This is a genomic window from Glaesserella sp. (assembly GCF_041814905.1).
Taxonomy (GTDB): Bacteria; Pseudomonadota; Gammaproteobacteria; order Enterobacterales; family Pasteurellaceae; genus Glaesserella.
The window spans coordinates 15,871-31,405 of record NZ_JBGXYA010000007.1; the positions used below are offsets into that span (position 1 = coordinate 15,871).

The window sequence follows — 15,535 nt, forward strand, 5'->3', positions numbered from 1 at the left end:
TATGCAACCAACCCTTTTCATCGACCGCGACGGCACCCTAATTGACGAACCAAAAACCGATTTTCAAATCGACAGTTTAGAAAAACTCAAATTTGAGCCGAATGTCATTCCGGCTTTGCTCAAGCTCAAACACAAATACCGTTTTGTGATGGTTAGCAATCAGGACGGCTTAGGCACCAGCTCATTTCCGCAAGAGACTTTCGACAAACCACACAATGCAATGATGGAACTATTCCGCTCGCAAGGCATTGAGTTTGATGAAGTACTAATTTGCCCACACAAACCTGAAGACAACTGCGATTGTCGCAAACCTAAAACCAAGTTGTTGCAAAAATACATTGAACGTGAATTGTTCTACCCTGCCACCAGCTTTGTCATCGGCGACCGTGCAACAGACGTTCAGTTAGCAGAAAATCTCGGTATTCGTGCCTTGCAATATCACCCTGAAAAATTAAATTGGGATTTAATTGCGGAAAAACTGCTGGGCGAAGCGGTGACAAACATCGGCGACCGTACACCACGCTATGCGGAAGTGGTACGTAAAACCAAAGAGACCGACATCAAAGTGCAAGTGTGGCTAGACGAAACGGGTGTGAACGACATCAAAACGGGCGTAGGCTTTTTCGACCATATGCTCGACCAAATCGCCACCCACGGCGGTTTTAGAATGAACATTTCGTGCAAAGGCGACCTCTGGATTGACGAACATCACACGGTTGAAGACACCGCCCTTGCGCTCGGCACCGCCTTAAAACAAGCCATCGGCGACAAGCGCGGCATCGCCCGTTTCGGTTTTGTGCTGCCAATGGACGAATGCCAAGCCCAATGCGCAATGGATTTATCCGGCAGACCTTTCATCAAATTCAACGCGGAATTCAAACGCGATAAAGTCGGTGACTTCAGCACCGAATTGACAGAGCATTTCTTCCAATCTATCGCTTTCACGATGCTCGCCACCTTGCACATCAAAGCTTGCGGCTCTAACGATCACCACAAAATCGAAAGCCTGTTTAAAGTCTTCGGCAGGACTTTACGTCAAGCCATTCGCATTGAAGGGAATGAATTGCCAAGCAGTAAAGGAGTATTGTAATGTTGTAGGGGCGAATTACATTCGCCCCAAGGTGCGGTTGGATTTTGCAAAGTTTTGGGAGAATTTGACCGCTTGTTCTATAAATTCAAGAGAAATTAAATGAAAAAACACAAATTAGAAGAATTAAATTGGAACTAAAATGCTCAATAAATTAGATCAATGGCTTATTTATCATCAAACGAATAATCAATTAAGAGGCATACAACGTTTTTGTGTTGAATTTCTATTTTTTGGCTTAAAAGAAGCTAGAGCGTGTTTATTTGCTGGGTTATTTTTTATTGCGATGTTTATGATTCCTAAGGCAGGAATCTGGAATATACCCCGTTACGATTTATTATTAATTTTTGCGTTAGTCGTACAAGCTATTATGTTCTGGACAAAATTAGAAACTCTCGATGAAATAAAATCCATTACCTTATTTCATCTTATTGGTTTTATTTTGGAATATTTTAAAACATCAAGCAGTATACAATCTTGGGCGTATCCTGATTTTGCTTATACTAAAATTGGTGGTGTACCATTATTTACCGGTTTTATGTATGCAGCGGTAGGAAGTTATATTATTCAGGCGTGGCGATTATTTGATTTAAAAATAAAAAGCCATCCACCTTATTGGCTATCAACCTTAGTTGCTATACTGATCTATTTGAATTTTTTTACTCATCATTATATTGGTGACTATCGCTGGTATTTAGCTGCATTTGCAATGGGATTATATGCACGCACTTATGTTTATTTCACCCCTTACGATCACAAGCGAAGAATGCCGCTTTTATTAGCATTTGCATTAATTGGCTTTTTTATTTGGTTAGCTGAAAATATCGGAACGTTTGTTGGCATCTGGCAATATCCAAACCAAATGGGAGCATGGACAACAGTGCATTTAGGAAAATGGGGAGCTTGGTCACTTTTAATTGTGATGACATTTACTATTGTGGCAAATTTAAAACATATTAAAAAAACTATTCGTATTTCAAGAGATTGATTTTGCAAAAATTTGTAGAAATCAGACCGCTTGTAACAAGTAGAAATGATAAGGAAAAAATATGCTCACAACCAATACTTTAACCACCGACATCAAACAAATCATCCTTCAATCCCGCGAAACGGCCATTCGCGCGGTGGATTTCCAGCGGGTGCTGATGTATTGGCATATCGGCAAGCGGATTTTTGAAGAAGAACAGCAAGGGCAAGAACGCGCGGATTATGGCGCTTATTTGATCAAAAAGCTGGCTCAGCAACTTGTGCCTGAATTTGGCAGTGCGTTTTCTTTTCGCCAATTAAATTGGTATCGTCAGTTTTATCGTACTTTTCCAATTGTGAACGCACTGCGTTCACAATTGAACTGGACGCAATATCGTATGTTGCTACGTATTGATGATGCCGATAAACGTGAATTTTATATCGCAGAAAGCGTGAAAAATAACTGGAGTTCGCGTCAGTTGGAGCGGCAGATTTACAGCAATTTGTACGAGCGTTTATTGCTAAGCAATGATAAAGCCAGCGTGCTTGTGGTAGCGAGAAATGAGGCGGTGCCGACTGCTCCTAAGCAGATTATTAAAGATCCGATGGTGTTGGAGTTTTTAGGGTTACGTCGTGAAAGTGCTTATTACGAAAAGGATTTGGAGCAAGCGATCATTACCCATTTGCAAAATTTTCTGTTGGAATTGGGCAACGGCTTTTCTTTTGTGGCACGTCAAAAACGCCTGCATTTAGACGGCGATGAATTTTTTGCCGATTTGGTATTTTACAACCGCTTGCTGCAATGTTTTGTGGTGATTGAAATTAAAACCCACAAACTCACGCACCAAGATTTAGGGCAGTTGCAGATGTATGTGAATTATTTTGATCGTGTGGAAAAACTGCCCCACGAAAATCCGACTATCGGTATTTTGCTCTGCGCCGATAAAAATGATGCGGTAGTCAAATTCAGCTTGCCTGAAAACCAAAAACAGATTTTCGCCAGCCAATATCAGCTTTATTTGCCAACGGAAAAAATGTTATTGGACGAAATGCAAAAAGAGATTGAAAGTTTTGAGCAGAAAGTGGAAGAGCAAAGAGCGGGTTATTTGACACAAAATAAATCGTAGGGGCAAATCATATTTGCCCCAAAACAATTGTAGGAACATCAGGGCGAATGTAATTCGCCCCTACAAATGGATTTTAAAATTTGTACAATGATAATTTAAAGATAGAAAAATAATTAGGAATATAAGATGAATTTAGTCATCATCGACACAGGCTGTGCAAACCTGTCTTCTGTAAAATTTGCATTCGATCGCTTGGGTATTCAAGCGGAAATTAGCCGTGATTTGGCGAAGATTAAATCGGCGGACAAATTACTGTTACCAGGCGTGGGGACGGCGATAGCGGCGATGAAAAATCTGCACGATCGCAAGCTGATTGAAACCATCCAAAACGCTACTCAACCGATACTCGGGATCTGTTTGGGGATGCAGCTAATGACAGAATTTTCCACCGAAGGTAATGTGGAAACCTTGCGCCTAATGAACGGCAAAACGGAGCTAATTCCGAATACTGGTTTGCCGTTGCCGCATATGGGCTGGAACCGTGTGCGTTATGAGGAAGATCATCCGTTGTTTGCCGGCATTGAACAAGACAGCCATTTCTATTTTGTGCATAGTTATGCGGTGCTGCCGAATGAAAACACTATAGCCACGGCAGATTACGGCGTGCCGTTTTCCGCAGCCCTGGGCTGTAAAAATTTTTACGGCGTGCAGTTTCACCCTGAGCGTTCGGGTAAAAATGGGGCGCAGTTATTAAAGAATTTTGTGGAGAATATTTAACCGTAGATCAGGCTTTTACAAGCGGTCAGATTTCACAAATATTTTGCAAATATAGGGCTGGCAAGGCATTTCCCAGACAAGCACATGGTGACTTATTTTTGTGACGTGGATCGAAAAATTCGTTATATCGTCTTGATAGTAGAAATCAACTGGATAAAATAACAGTTATTTACAAGGGAGATGGTATGAACGAGATTAAACTTTTTGAAAACAATCAGATCCGCTCGGTTTGGGACAGTGAAAAAGAGGAATGGTTTTTTAGTGTAGTGGATATTGTGCAAGCCCTTACCGGCAGTAGCAATCCGCGTCGCTATTGGAGTGATTTAAAACGTAAAATTCGTGATGATGAAGGCGGCATTGAACTGTACGAAAAAATCGTACAGTTGAAATTAAAAGCGCCTGACGGAAAAATGCGAGAAACGGATGCTACTGATATGCAAGGCATTTTTCGTATTATCCAATCCGTACCAAGCCCTAAAGCCGAGCCGTTGAAAATGTGGTTGGCGGAAGTCGGGAAAGAGCGAATTGATGAGATTATCGATCCTGAATTAACCATTGATCGTGCGTTGGAAACCTATGTGAAAAAAGGTTATTCCAAAGAATGGATTAACCAACGTTTGCAAGCGATCCAAGTGCGGAAAGAATTGACGGACGCTTGGCAGGATCACGGTGTGGTACAAGGGCGAGAGTTTGCGATTTTAACCAATGAAATTACACAGGCTTGGAGCGGTATGACGACAAGAGAATATAAAGATTTCAAAGGGTTAAATAAAGAAAACCTGCGTGATAATATGTCCACTACGGAATTAGTGCTGAATATGTTGGCGGAGGCTGCTACCAAAGATATTACCCAAATCAGCCATCCGCAGTTTAGAAGAGAACCGAGCCGTGGCAAAACGCGGCGGTAGCGTGGCAAAAGTAGCGAGGGAAAGCTTGGAAAAGGAAACCGGTAAGCCGGTCATCACACAACAAAAAGCGATTGATTTTGCCGATTTGATCAGCAATGTGGCGAAGTTAAATAAAAAATAAAATCGGAACGTATTCAAGCGGTCAGATTTTAGAATAAATTTACAAAGGCACGAGTGAGACGCTCGCGCCAGCAAGATAACAGGAAACACAACATGAAAAAATCCATTATTATCCCCGCCCTTGATTTGATTGACGGTCAAGTGGTGCGGTTGTATCAGGGGGATTATGCGCAGAAAACCTTGTATAGCGATAATCCGGTTGCGCAGTTTCAAGACTACGTGGCACAAGGTGCCGAGCAGTTGCATTTGGTCGATTTAACCGGGGCGAAAGATCCGAGCAAACGTCAAACCAAGCTGATTGGCGACATTATTGCTGCGGTGAAATGCCCTATTCAAGTGGGCGGCGGTATCCGCTCGGAACAAGATGTGGCGGATTTATTAGCGGTTGGGGCAAATCGTGTAGTGATTGGCTCAACAGCGGTGAAAAATCCCGAATTGGTCAAAGGCTGGTTCCGAAAATACGGTGCGGACAAGTTTGTGTTAGCGTTGGACGTGAACATTAACGACCAAGGCGAAAAACAGATCGCCGTGAGCGGTTGGCAGGAAAATAGCGGTGTGTCATTGGAAGCCTTGATTAACGATTTCCGTGAAGTCGGTTTACAATATGTGCTATGCACTGACATTTCTCGCGACGGCACCCTTGCTGGCTCAAATGTGGATTTATATCGCGAAGTATGCGAGGCTTTCCCTGAAGTCAATTTTATTTCTTCCGGCGGTATCGGCTCGTTGGCGGATGTGGACGCGTTGAAAGGCACGGGCGTAGGCGGTGTGATTATCGGGCGTGCGTTGTTGGAAGGTAAATTTAATGTGGCGGAGGCAATTGAATGTTGGCAAAACGGATAATCCCTTGTTTAGACGTGCGTGACGGGCAAGTGGTCAAAGGCGTGCAGTTCCGCAATCATGAAATTATCGGCGACATCGTACCGCTTGCCAAACGCTATGCGGAAGAAGGCGCAGACGAATTGGTTTTCTACGATATTACCGCTTCTTCAGACGGCAGAACGGTGGATAAAAGTTGGGTGGAACGTGTGGCGGAAGTGATCGACATTCCATTCTGCGTGGCGGGCGGGATTAAAACTATTGAGGATGCGGAGCAGATTTTTGCCTTTGGTGCGGATAAAATTTCCATTAATTCGCCCGCACTTGCGGATCCTGAACTGATTACCCACCTTGCAGATCGCTTTGGTGTGCAAGCCATTGTGGTGGGGATTGACAGCTGGTTTGAGAAAGAAACAGGCAAATATTGGGTTAATCAATACACAGGCGATGAAAAACGCACGCGCCAAACCAACTGGCAGTTGCTTGACTGGGTTACTGAAGTGCAAAAACGTGGTGCAGGCGAAATTGTGCTAAATATGATGAACCAAGACGGTGTACGCAACGGTTATGATTTAGTCCAACTGAAAAAAGTGCGTGAAGTCTGCCACGTTCCGCTCATTGCCTCAGGCGGCGCCGGCGAAATGGTGCATTTCCGTGATGCCTTTGTGGACGCAAATGTGGACGGTGCGTTAGCGGCGAGCGTGTTTCATAAGCAGATTATCAATATTGGGGAGTTGAAAGCGTACCTTGGGAAAGAAAATATAGAGGTTCGTATTTAATGATGAATGATTTAAGCATACTTGATATTGATACACTTCTGCCGGCTAAATGGAAAAATTATGGTTCTTGGTTAAGTCCTCAGCATAATCCACCAAAGTCTTATAAAGAACACCCTTTTACCTCAGAAGAAGAATTAATAGCGTGTAAAAAAGATTTCCAAAAATATGTTGGAATTTCTTTAGGTAAGTATATTCGGCTAAAGAGAGTTAATTATTTATTGCAACAAAAAGATCCTAAATTTCAGACCAACTTTATAATTGATTATATAAATACGGAAATCGGAAAAATGGTTGCTGTTTTTTATCAAGAGAAACTTTGCCTATTAGAGTTTCTTGATAGAAAAATGCTTGAAAAAGAACTAATTTCCTTACAGAAAAAATTTAAAGCTAATTTCGTTTGGCAAGTAACCAATTACAGCAAGCAATTACAAGCCGAACTTGATGAATATTTTCAGGGAAAGAGAAAAATATTTAATACGGCACTTAACCCTGTTGGAACTGAATTCCAGCGTAATGTATGGAATATGTTATTAAAAATTCCTTATGGAAAAACGAGTAGCTATAAACAACAAGCCGAATCTATTGGTAATCTAAATGCAATTAGAGCAGTAGCTTCGGCGAATGGTTATAACAAAATTTCAATTTTAATTCCTTGTCATCGGGTAATCGGTAGTGATGGTTCTTTAGTCGGTTACGGCGGAGGAGTTGAACGTAAGCGTTTTTTATTAGAATTGGAAAAATCCTCTATGTAATTATATTCCATCGTTAGTTATCGTAGGGTGCGTGTAAACGTACTATAAAATTTATACGGTGCGTTTACCACGCACCCCAAAGGAAAAATATGCAAAACAAAATTAACTGGCAAAAAGTCGATAACCTCCTCCCCGTTATCGTCCAAAACGCCCAAACTTGCGAAGTCCTAATGCTGGGTTATATGAACCAAGAAGCACTAGAAAAAACATTAGCCGAGAAAAAAGTGACCTTTTTCTCTCGCACCAAACAACGTTTATGGACGAAAGGGGAAACCTCGGGCAATTTTTTAAACGTGGTGGATATGAGCTTGGATTGTGATAACGATACCTTGCTGATTTTAGCCGATCCGATTGGCGAAACCTGTCACACTGGGGCGGAAAGCTGTTTTCATCAGTTTGAAACCCAATCCGAAGGCGATTGGACGTGGTTCAGTAAATTAGAACGTACTCTTGCCGAACGCAAAAACGCCGATCCTGAAAGCTCTTATACGGCAAAACTTTATGCGAAAGGCACGAAGAAAATTGCACAGAAAGTGGGTGAAGAAGGGGTTGAAACCGCACTTGCGGCTATGGCGAAAGATCGTGAAGAACTCGTGGGCGAAGCTGCGGATTTGGTCTATCACCTCACGGTGTTATTGCATAACGAAGGGTTGGCTTGGCAGGATGTGATTGCCAAACTTAAGGAACGCCATCAAGGAATTGGGCTACACCCTGAAGGGTCTCACAAATAAAGAATGGCTGAATTGTCAGCCATTCTTTATTTTTATTTCAGTAAATCTTCATTTTTAGCATGGTTCCATTTACCGCGTTTTTTGTCCATATATTGAAAATGTTCATTGGTAAATGTGCCTTGTGCGCAAGTAATTTTATCGCGGCGACTATTTACTTGTTTCCCTTCTAAAGCCTGATTGAGTGTCGTCGGTCCTGTAAGCGTGAATACTCCGCCCTGAATCCGACGCTGCTCAATATTATCAATAATAATATCTAAGGTATCTTTAAGAAATTGATTGCCTTTTGCACTGGCTAGAAAGAAATTCGTATATTTATCACGACGGGTAATCACCACTTCGGTGTCTTCATCGCGAATAATATCCGACAGACACCAAACTAAATGTCCGTCGATATCCATATAGATTCCGCCCTCGTTATAAAGAGTGAAAATACGCCAAAAATCCGCCTGTGCTGCACCATCGGTTAATAAACTGTAAGCATGAAAAGTACGCTCGTCTGCATGAGCTTTGATATACTCCTCGCGGGCTTCGGTACTGACATAGCGGTAATCGTAACTTTGTGACAACAAACGATTCAGTAAATAATTGCAATAAACCGGCAACGTGACTTTATTACTGTAGTTAGTTTGCCAAATCACAGGGGTAATTTTACTGTTTTGATTAATTTTTCGCTTAGCCGGGCTGAACTCAGGAATGGTAAAACGTTTTTTTGGAAAAAGCGCATGGAATCCATAGCTGGAGATTTTAACAATATTGCCGAGAAGACGAAGCAAACCATTCGAGACTACAATCAGAGATTCATATTTAACTTTTGTCATCTTTATACTCATTGACTCAAAAACATTTTGCTTACTTTATCATTTTCTGGTTGCTTAAAAAAGCAAGCGGACGTTTTTTGCAAATTTTTTGCCAAAAACGACCGCTTGTAAATAGGTTGATTATGCTAACGTCATTTGTCCGGCATAAAGAATAAAGTAACGCAGGCAAAGTACACCGATTAAAGCGGCGGTTGCCAGTAAAACAATAAAACCTTTACGGTGTTTTACTCTTTCGCTTACCAGTTGATTGGCTATCAGAGGGAATAAAATACCGATTGCCACCACACCAATCCAGAAAATACTTCCCCAAAATCCGCTAAGTGCATTAACCGCAGACAACGTTTTCTGACCGCCTCCGAAATATAAACCGACAAAGAAAGCGAACAGCAACAAAATTTCTGTCAGCACCGTCGGTGTTTCAAATTTATGCAAAAAACGGACTTCATCAGAATGGGTTGAGACCTTACCCACAACCAAAATCGCCACTAATAACGCCGCAATACCGGAAGATGTGCCCGAAGCTAAAAATAAAATCGGCAATACTGGGTTATTTAACATCGGATAGCTGATTAACGCTGACAATAGAAAACCAGTATAAGCCCCTAATGCTACCGATAAGAACAGTAAAAACAATTCGATCGCATTAGTCAATTTTGCCGCAATATCGATAAGGCTGAAGACAAATTTTGGGATTATGCGGAATGTTGCCAACCAATCTTTAAAGATTATCGCAAGCCAAATCAGTAATACTGCCATAAATACTTGGAACAGCATTACCCCCATCGACATCACCGAATCAAACTGATAATTAAACATTAAATACCAAAATGTCCACGGACGTGCGAGATGGAAAATAAGTAGAATCAAGCCGATAATCGTTGCACCGGGGGCAAGGATTGCGGTACTACGGATAATCCAACTTTCACTCGGAGAACTCAATTTACCATGACGTTTATATAACACTGCAAGTAAGCTGGTTCCGGCTGAAATTCCCAATAAAAACAAGTAAATGGCAATACTGGAATCCCACACGAGATTTGGAGTTTGGAAAGGAACATAGTCGTTCATCGTCTTGGTTCTCCGTGTTCAAATGGGACATGGTAAAGGTTTGGCTGCGTACCCAGTTCGACTTTGGTACGATAAACCGGTTTCTCTTTAATCGCTTTCGAAATTTCGCTCTGCGGATCGTTTAAATCACCGAAAATCAGAGCTTCCGTCGGGCAACTTTCCACACACGCCGGCTGTTTACCTTGAGCAAGGTTGGTATCACGGCAGAAGTTACATTTATCAGCCGTTTTTTTGACTGGCTCAATATAACGAACACGATACGGACAAACTGCAATACAGTATGAACAGCCGACGCATAAATCAACATGCACATCGACAATACCTGTCTCTTTATCAATAAAAGAGGCACCTGTCGGGCAAACGCTCACACACGGGGCATTGCTACAATGTTGGCACGATTGACGAAAAAACTCGTATTGAACGTTAGGAAATTCGCCATACGGCTGGCTACGAATGATCTCTAAGCGAGAAACGCCTTCGGGAACTTTATTCGTTTCACGACAAGCATCCATACAGGCAGTACAGCCGATACACGCCTGTTCATCGTGTAACATCGCATAACGAATGGTTTTACTTTCTTTCTTCTCAGTTGCAAGAGAGAGCGAGCTTGTGGCAAGCCCTGTGGTACCTGCCACAGCAATTACTGCTCCCGCCCCTGAGATAAAATCTCGACGGGAACAACTCATTTTTGATCCTTAGCTTCTGCTTTTTTGAACGTACCTTTGTGTACTTCCGTATGGCAATCCACACAGAGTTTGACACGTTGTTTAGACTCCATCGCTTTCATCGGCTCTGTTTCAGGGTGAAGTTTGTGGCAATTTATACAAGACATTTTATTTGCATGTACATCATGTGCCCAAAATGTTTCACGCAGTTTATTTGGGTTATGACAAGCAAAACAGACTTGATTTTGCTCTTCTACCGAACGTTCCAATGCCGGATTTTTCGCTTGACCGTGAGCATTAAAACGCATAACGTCTTTCACGCCCTTACGGTGATTTTCAGAAATATTACCGTGGCAGCTTACACAATTTAACGGTTCTCCGTTATTTGGGCTTTTCGTTTCTGCTTGGAAATGTTTTCCTGCATGTTGGAAAGCGGATAAATGCCCATGGCAGTCTACGCAATATTTGTTTGGGTCACGACGTGCGTCTTTTGCAATCGTATCGCCGTCTACATGAGCATAAGGATCAGCCCAAATCGGCTTTGGCGGTGCTGGCATTTCTGCCATGGCGCTTGATGAAATTGCAAAAAAACTCACTAAAACGACCGCTTGTAGGGCGATTGCTCGCCCGACTTTTGAGATGAAATGTTTCATAGTAACCTCAACTTAAGCGTTATTTTGAATCCGCCGGTAATAAGCCTTTTTCTTTTGCTTCTTTTTCCCATTGTGGTACTACGGTGCGTAAGAATTCATCTTTCGCCGCTTTCTCTTTGTCAATGTCGAAACCAATTACTTTTTGCGCTTTCTCTTTGGTTGAAATGTCCGGGAACTCAATCGGAGTTTGAACACCGTGTTTGGTTAAGATCACTGCTAATTTAGTACGAGCATCTGCCGCACGGTCTAAACCGGTACCGATAACGTGCAGAATCACATCGGGTGCGTGCATATGACCACCGTGCCCTGCCGCTGAGTAGTCCCAACGCCATTGAGCATGACGAATATCTTGTAATGCATCCTTCATTTCTTCTTCGGTCGCACCCGCTTCCCATGCTTTTTTCGCTTCAAAGTGTGCTTTCACGATCTGATCTTCTAAGCGAATCATCACATCTTTGATCTGTTTTTTATGCTCTTTCACACGAACCTGTAAGGTCTCTTTGCTTTGCTCATGGCAGGTTTTGCAAGTGTGTTCGAAGTTATCAAACGGATTGCCGATTTTGTGATCGGTATACACTTTACCGTCTTTGGTTTCGACTTTCGGCATGTGGCAATCGATACAGGTCACGCCGTTTTTACCGTGCGTACCCAACGCCCACGTTTCAAAATCAGGGTGTTGAGCTTTTAACATTGGTGCTTTTGATAAGCCGTGAACCCAGTCGGTAAATTTAATGTCATCGTAGTATTTTTCCATACTATCAACATCAATACCGTTATCCCACGGGAAGGTTACGGCTTTCTCTTTACCAGCAAAGTAGTACTCTACGTGACAGTTCGAACATACCGCAGCACGTTTACCGTGTTTGTCTAACGTATCAAATCTCCAGCCAATCGTTTCTAAGGCACGTAAAACATGCGGACGGGCTACACGTAATGCCGCTTTGCCGTCTTTAAATTCTTGAGAAGTGGTATCGTGACAGTCTGCACAGCCGATTGGATTAACCATTTCCGAGCCGTATTTTGCCCATTTTGCATCAAAATAGCCGAGTTCGCCTTTTTCAGCGATCATGCGAGGAACGTCGGGACCTTTACATGCCCAACACGCCATCGGTTGAGGACCGGCATCCGGTTCCATCGGTGCGCCCGTACGTAAAATATTACGCACATCGGCAATTGCATAGAAGTGACCACGAGGTTTGTTATAATCTTTTGAGAAAGCATAGCCCGTCCAAAGAATCACGAGACGGGGATCTTCCTCTAAAGCGCTGGTAATCTCTTTAGACTCCGCTGTCGCAGCCCAAGATTGATATTGAAGCGGATAGAGTTCTGCAAACTTATGGTTTGCAGATTCAATTTTCACATCCGGCTTTGGACCTTCAAAAACTTTCGCTTCACCGGCCCAAGCAGATTGTGCAAACCCTAGCATCGCAACTATACCGAATGCCAAACTACCTTTTAATGTTTTGCTTACTCGTCTCACGAGAGCCTCCCCCACATAAAAACGTTGAAAATGAGAATATTTCTTATTAAAAATCAATAAGATAAATTAAAGTATACGAAGGCGAGAATAATCAAAAGCAAACTATTTTTCTAGGGTATTTGCATCATTGTTTGAACTATATCAAATTTCAGATTTATTATTTGTGGCGAAGAAATTGAACTAAATGAAAAACCACAATTTTGATTGTTTTTCATATTGCGGAAAGAAACTGGGGGCTCTTCTTTAATTGCAACCAAGGGTCAACAAGCGGTCAGTTTTACCGAATAATTTGCAAATTATTCAACAATACCGACCGCTTGTAGCCGTATTAATAGCCTGATTTTAGGTAGTTCAAAAACCTATTCAACCCAATTTATAATTTCTTCCAATGGTTTACGATATTTGGATTTGATCTCCTTGGCACGGTAGCCGAAAGTCACCATCACCGACACGCCCCATTCATGAGGATCAAATGCGCCCGATTCAGCAAGGATACGATTGACTTCATCATAATCAAAACCTTCAATCGGGCAACTGTCGATACCGATTAATGCGGCTCCCGTCATCATATTACCTAAGGCGATGTAGGTTTGCTTACTTGTCCAGTCGAATAAAGTACGTTCACTGTCAAGAATCTTCATATCCTGCTCTTGAAAAGTTTTGTAACGTGCAATCGTTTTTTCCATCTGCTCTGCCGTCAGCCCGCGTTTTTCCAAACCGTTACGAAAAAACGCCGAATCGTAACGGGCATTTTTCTTGGCTAAAATCACCACAAGATAACTTGCATCATCCAGCTGCGTAGCCGCGCCCCAACTAACCGATTTGAGCGTTTCGCGTAGCGTTGGATTTTGTACCACTAAAAATTGCCAAGGCTCAGAACCGACCGAGCTTGGCGATAAGCGCGCCAATTCAAGAATATAATCAAAGTCCTCACGGCTGACTTTTTTCAACGGATCGTAACGGCGGGTTGCCGCACGAAAGCGAAAAGCCTCAAGCACTTGTTGTTTGGTTATCGCAGCCGTCATTTCTTCTTTAGCATTAACGGAAAACGGCAAATCGTTTTTTACGTAGATTCCCTTACTGGTGAGATAAAATTGACCACCGGCTACATAATGCAGATTTTTTAATTCATCGCCGACTTCATCAAATTGCCAATGACCGTCACGAAAGACGCGATCATCCGCAAAAGCCGCCAACACTTCACCGATAAATAAATCATGAGCTTGGTGATTATGCGGTTCGGGAATCAACTTACATAAAATATACGCGGAGCAACCTTTCACTAGCGGAATATCAAAACCGTCTTGATAAAACAGCGCAATACCATTTTCACTGATTTTATTCGGATTGTCTTTACGGCTCTCGCCCATGGCAATGACCGTTTTTGCTTGATGAGCAAACGGCACCTGTAACGCGAAGTAGCCGCTAGCTTCCACTAAACTGCGCGTATATGCGCTTTTATCCAATACCACGGTAACTTTCGGCTTCGGATAGAAATCCAATGCACAAGACCACGCTACCGACATCACATTTTCAATCCCATTGCTTTTTGCCGACACCATCACTGTCGGTCCATGATTAAGTAAACGATAAAACTTTTCTAAAGGTACGGTTTGTAATGCCATGCTAATGCCCTCTTGCTAGTCGAATCATGAAATTAATGGTTATGTTAGCAAACTTTTTCTATCAGCTTGTAAATTTTACTTTTGTTTATAAGACTATCGTTGTTAATAAATTTTGTTTATTTACACCGTAGAAAGCCAAGATAGTTCAAGCCAGTTTTTTACTTTGCCATCTTTTTCGCCCGGACTTATAATCCTTGCAATGACGGAGAATAGTGATGAAAAAGAATCTTACTTTTTATTTAATCAGGCACGGACGTACCGTTTGGAATGAACAAGGATTATTGCAAGGTCACGGCGATTCCCCCTTAACCGAACAAGGTATTCAAGGGGCAAAACTTGCTGGTGAAGCGTTGAGAGAAGTTCCTTTTGTGGCGGCTTATTCCAGTATTTTGCAGCGGACTATCGACACCGCCAAGCACATTATCGGGGAAAGGTACGTCCCTCTTTTTCAACATCAAGGCTTAAACGAACAATACTTCGGTTTATGGGAAGGTATCGTTATCGACACCATTCGGCATACCGAAACATATCGTCAAATTCAGCACGATCCTGCCAATTACACCGCAGAAATCAATCAAGGTGAAACCTACGACAAACTTGCCGATCGAGCCATGGGCGCAGTACGGGATATTATCCAAATTCACGACAAGGGTAATATTTTGTTAGTGTCACACGGGCACACATTACGTTTATTATTGGCAATGTTCGCCGGTTCGACATGGCAGAATCACCGTGAAAACCCATTGATTCCAAGCCTGTTAAATACCGCCATCAATGTGGTGCGTTATGAACAAAAAGAGGATGAAGAAAACGGACGTTTTATTATCGAAAAGCTGAATGACGCAGCGCACTTACAGAAATAAACCTTTTTTGCAAATTATTGGTCAAAAGTGACCGCTTGTCAGTCGTCTTTCGATGTTAAATTTGACGACATTGAAGAATGATAAATGAAATATTGACTGATTTCGTCTGATGAAATGGTGCCCGAGGCCAGACTTGAACTGGCACGCCCCGAAAGGCGAGGGATTTTAAATCCCTTGCGTCTACCGATTCCGCCACTCGGGCACGACGCATAAAAAAATGGAGCGGGAAACGAGGCTCGAACTCGCGACCCCGACCTTGGCAAGGTCGTGCTCTACCAACTGAGCTATTCCCGCTTATTTGTTAGATTTATTTGTTAATGGTGCCCGAGGCCAGACTTGAACTGGCACGCCCCGAAA

General features: G+C 42.5%; 15 protein-coding genes, 2 tRNA genes and 2 pseudogenes. 10 read left to right on the forward strand and 9 right to left on the reverse strand.

The window, feature by feature from the left end; genetic code table 11:
- Nucleotide 1 precedes the first annotated feature (1 nt).
- The 9 genes and pseudogenes from hisB to hisIE all read left to right on the forward strand — a co-directional run bounded on the left by hisB (nt 2) and on the right by hisIE (nt 8,006).
- On the forward strand, nt 2-1,090 hold the full coding sequence (gene hisB, locus ACEYJ7_RS00875; RefSeq protein ID WP_373777149.1) for a bifunctional histidinol-phosphatase/imidazoleglycerol-phosphate dehydratase HisB: 1,089 nt from the start codon (nt 2-4) through the stop codon (nt 1,088-1,090).
- Between the two features lie 139 nt (nt 1,091-1,229).
- A complete protein-coding gene (locus ACEYJ7_RS00880) occupies nt 1,230-2,075 on the forward strand; it encodes a DUF817 domain-containing protein (RefSeq protein WP_373777150.1) in 846 nt (281 codons plus the stop codon).
- Nucleotides 2,076-2,136: 61 nt separating this feature from the next.
- Complete coding sequence (locus ACEYJ7_RS00885) at nt 2,137-3,180, forward strand: YhcG family protein (RefSeq protein ID WP_373777151.1); 1,044 nt, start codon at nt 2,137-2,139, stop codon at nt 3,178-3,180.
- Between the two features lie 126 nt (nt 3,181-3,306).
- On the forward strand, nt 3,307-3,897 hold the full coding sequence (hisH, locus tag ACEYJ7_RS00890; protein ID WP_373777152.1) for an imidazole glycerol phosphate synthase subunit HisH: 591 nt from the start codon (nt 3,307-3,309) through the stop codon (nt 3,895-3,897).
- Nucleotides 3,898-4,082: 185 nt separating this feature from the next.
- Nucleotides 4,083-4,926, forward strand: a pseudogene (locus tag ACEYJ7_RS00895) (BRO family protein).
- A gap of 92 nt (nt 4,927-5,018) precedes the next feature.
- Nucleotides 5,019-5,768 carry a 1-(5-phosphoribosyl)-5-[(5-phosphoribosylamino)methylideneamino]imidazole-4-carboxamide isomerase gene (gene hisA / locus ACEYJ7_RS00900; protein ID WP_373777153.1) on the forward strand — a complete coding sequence of 250 codons (750 nt, stop codon included), beginning with the start codon at nt 5,019-5,021 and terminating at the stop codon, nt 5,766-5,768.
- Nucleotides 5,750-6,523: an imidazole glycerol phosphate synthase subunit HisF gene (gene hisF, locus ACEYJ7_RS00905; protein WP_373777154.1), complete on the forward strand. Its 774-nt coding sequence runs from the start codon at nt 5,750-5,752 to the stop codon at nt 6,521-6,523. Before hisA ends, hisF begins: the two co-directional genes overlap by 19 nt.
- Complete coding sequence (locus ACEYJ7_RS00910; protein ID WP_373777155.1) at nt 6,523-7,275, forward strand: methylated-DNA--[protein]-cysteine S-methyltransferase; 753 nt, start codon at nt 6,523-6,525, stop codon at nt 7,273-7,275. Before hisF ends, ACEYJ7_RS00910 begins: the two co-directional genes overlap by 1 nt.
- An 89-nt stretch (nt 7,276-7,364) precedes the next feature.
- Nucleotides 7,365-8,006: a bifunctional phosphoribosyl-AMP cyclohydrolase/phosphoribosyl-ATP diphosphatase HisIE gene (hisIE, locus tag ACEYJ7_RS00915; RefSeq protein WP_373777156.1), complete on the forward strand. Its 642-nt coding sequence runs from the start codon at nt 7,365-7,367 to the stop codon at nt 8,004-8,006.
- 32 nt (nt 8,007-8,038) lie between these two features.
- Here hisIE and ACEYJ7_RS00920 read toward each other — a convergent pair whose 3' ends face one another.
- The 7 genes and pseudogenes from ACEYJ7_RS00920 to ACEYJ7_RS00950 form a co-directional block, all read right to left on the reverse strand.
- A complete protein-coding gene (locus tag ACEYJ7_RS00920) occupies nt 8,039-8,824 on the reverse strand; it encodes a glycosyltransferase family 32 protein (RefSeq protein WP_373777157.1) in 786 nt (261 codons plus the stop codon).
- A 120-nt stretch (nt 8,825-8,944) separates the two neighbouring features.
- A complete protein-coding gene (gene nrfD, locus ACEYJ7_RS00925; protein ID WP_373777158.1) occupies nt 8,945-9,892 on the reverse strand; it encodes a cytochrome c nitrite reductase subunit NrfD in 948 nt (315 codons plus the stop codon).
- On the reverse strand, nt 9,889-10,578 hold the full coding sequence (gene nrfC / locus ACEYJ7_RS00930; protein WP_373777159.1) for a cytochrome c nitrite reductase Fe-S protein: 690 nt from the start codon (nt 10,576-10,578) through the stop codon (nt 9,889-9,891). Before nrfC ends, nrfD begins: the two co-directional genes overlap by 4 nt.
- Nucleotides 10,575-11,210, reverse strand: a complete 636-nt coding sequence (gene nrfB / locus ACEYJ7_RS00935) for a cytochrome c nitrite reductase pentaheme subunit (protein WP_373777160.1) — start codon at nt 11,208-11,210, stop codon at nt 10,575-10,577. Before nrfB ends, nrfC begins: the two co-directional genes overlap by 4 nt.
- Nucleotides 11,211-11,229: 19 nt before the next feature.
- Nucleotides 11,230-12,636, reverse strand: coding sequence for an ammonia-forming nitrite reductase cytochrome c552 subunit (nrfA, locus tag ACEYJ7_RS00940; RefSeq protein ID WP_373777163.1), 1,407 nt, complete (start codon nt 12,634-12,636; stop codon nt 11,230-11,232).
- Nucleotides 12,637-13,049: 413 nt separating this feature from the next.
- A complete protein-coding gene (locus tag ACEYJ7_RS00945) occupies nt 13,050-13,715 on the reverse strand; it encodes an NAD(P)H-dependent oxidoreductase (RefSeq protein WP_373777164.1) in 666 nt (221 codons plus the stop codon).
- A gap of 156 nt (nt 13,716-13,871) precedes the next feature.
- A pseudogene (locus ACEYJ7_RS00950) lies at nt 13,872-14,315 on the reverse strand (flavin reductase family protein); the annotation flags it as partial.
- 215 nt (nt 14,316-14,530) lie between these two features.
- Between ACEYJ7_RS00950 and ACEYJ7_RS00955 the strand changes: the two are divergent.
- On the forward strand, nt 14,531-15,178 hold the full coding sequence (locus tag ACEYJ7_RS00955; RefSeq protein WP_373777161.1) for a histidine phosphatase family protein: 648 nt from the start codon (nt 14,531-14,533) through the stop codon (nt 15,176-15,178).
- A gap of 115 nt (nt 15,179-15,293) precedes the next feature.
- Here the strand turns inward: ACEYJ7_RS00955 and ACEYJ7_RS00960 are convergent.
- Both ACEYJ7_RS00960 and ACEYJ7_RS00965 read right to left on the reverse strand, forming a co-directional pair.
- Nucleotides 15,294-15,380 (reverse strand) — tRNA-Leu (locus ACEYJ7_RS00960).
- Nucleotides 15,381-15,396: 16 nt separating this feature from the next.
- A tRNA-Gly gene (locus ACEYJ7_RS00965) sits at nt 15,397-15,472 on the reverse strand.
- Nucleotides 15,473-15,535: the final 63 nt, after the last annotated feature.

Coding starts and splice junctions, on each gene's coding strand:
- hisB (WP_373777149.1), top strand. CDS start 2: ATGCAACCAACCCTTTTCATCGACCGCGACGGCACCCTAATTGACGAA.
- ACEYJ7_RS00880 (WP_373777150.1), top strand. CDS start 1,230: ATGCTCAATAAATTAGATCAATGGCTTATTTATCATCAAACGAATAAT.
- ACEYJ7_RS00885 (WP_373777151.1), top strand. CDS start 2,137: ATGCTCACAACCAATACTTTAACCACCGACATCAAACAAATCATCCTT.
- hisH (WP_373777152.1), top strand. CDS start 3,307: ATGAATTTAGTCATCATCGACACAGGCTGTGCAAACCTGTCTTCTGTA.
- hisA (WP_373777153.1), top strand. CDS start 5,019: ATGAAAAAATCCATTATTATCCCCGCCCTTGATTTGATTGACGGTCAA.
- hisF (WP_373777154.1), top strand. CDS start 5,750: ATGTTGGCAAAACGGATAATCCCTTGTTTAGACGTGCGTGACGGGCAA.
- ACEYJ7_RS00910 (WP_373777155.1), top strand. CDS start 6,523: ATGATGAATGATTTAAGCATACTTGATATTGATACACTTCTGCCGGCT.
- hisIE (WP_373777156.1), top strand. CDS start 7,365: ATGCAAAACAAAATTAACTGGCAAAAAGTCGATAACCTCCTCCCCGTT.
- ACEYJ7_RS00920 (WP_373777157.1), bottom strand. CDS start 8,824: ATGACAAAAGTTAAATATGAATCTCTGATTGTAGTCTCGAATGGTTTG.
- nrfD (WP_373777158.1), bottom strand. CDS start 9,892: ATGAACGACTATGTTCCTTTCCAAACTCCAAATCTCGTGTGGGATTCC.
- nrfC (WP_373777159.1), bottom strand. CDS start 10,578: ATGAGTTGTTCCCGTCGAGATTTTATCTCAGGGGCGGGAGCAGTAATT.
- nrfB (WP_373777160.1), bottom strand. CDS start 11,210: ATGAAACATTTCATCTCAAAAGTCGGGCGAGCAATCGCCCTACAAGCG.
- nrfA (WP_373777163.1), bottom strand. CDS start 12,636: ATGCTAGGGTTTGCACAATCTGCTTGGGCCGGTGAAGCGAAAGTTTTT.
- ACEYJ7_RS00945 (WP_373777164.1), bottom strand. CDS start 13,715: ATGACGGCTGCGATAACCAAACAACAAGTGCTTGAGGCTTTTCGCTTT.
- ACEYJ7_RS00955 (WP_373777161.1), top strand. CDS start 14,531: ATGAAAAAGAATCTTACTTTTTATTTAATCAGGCACGGACGTACCGTT.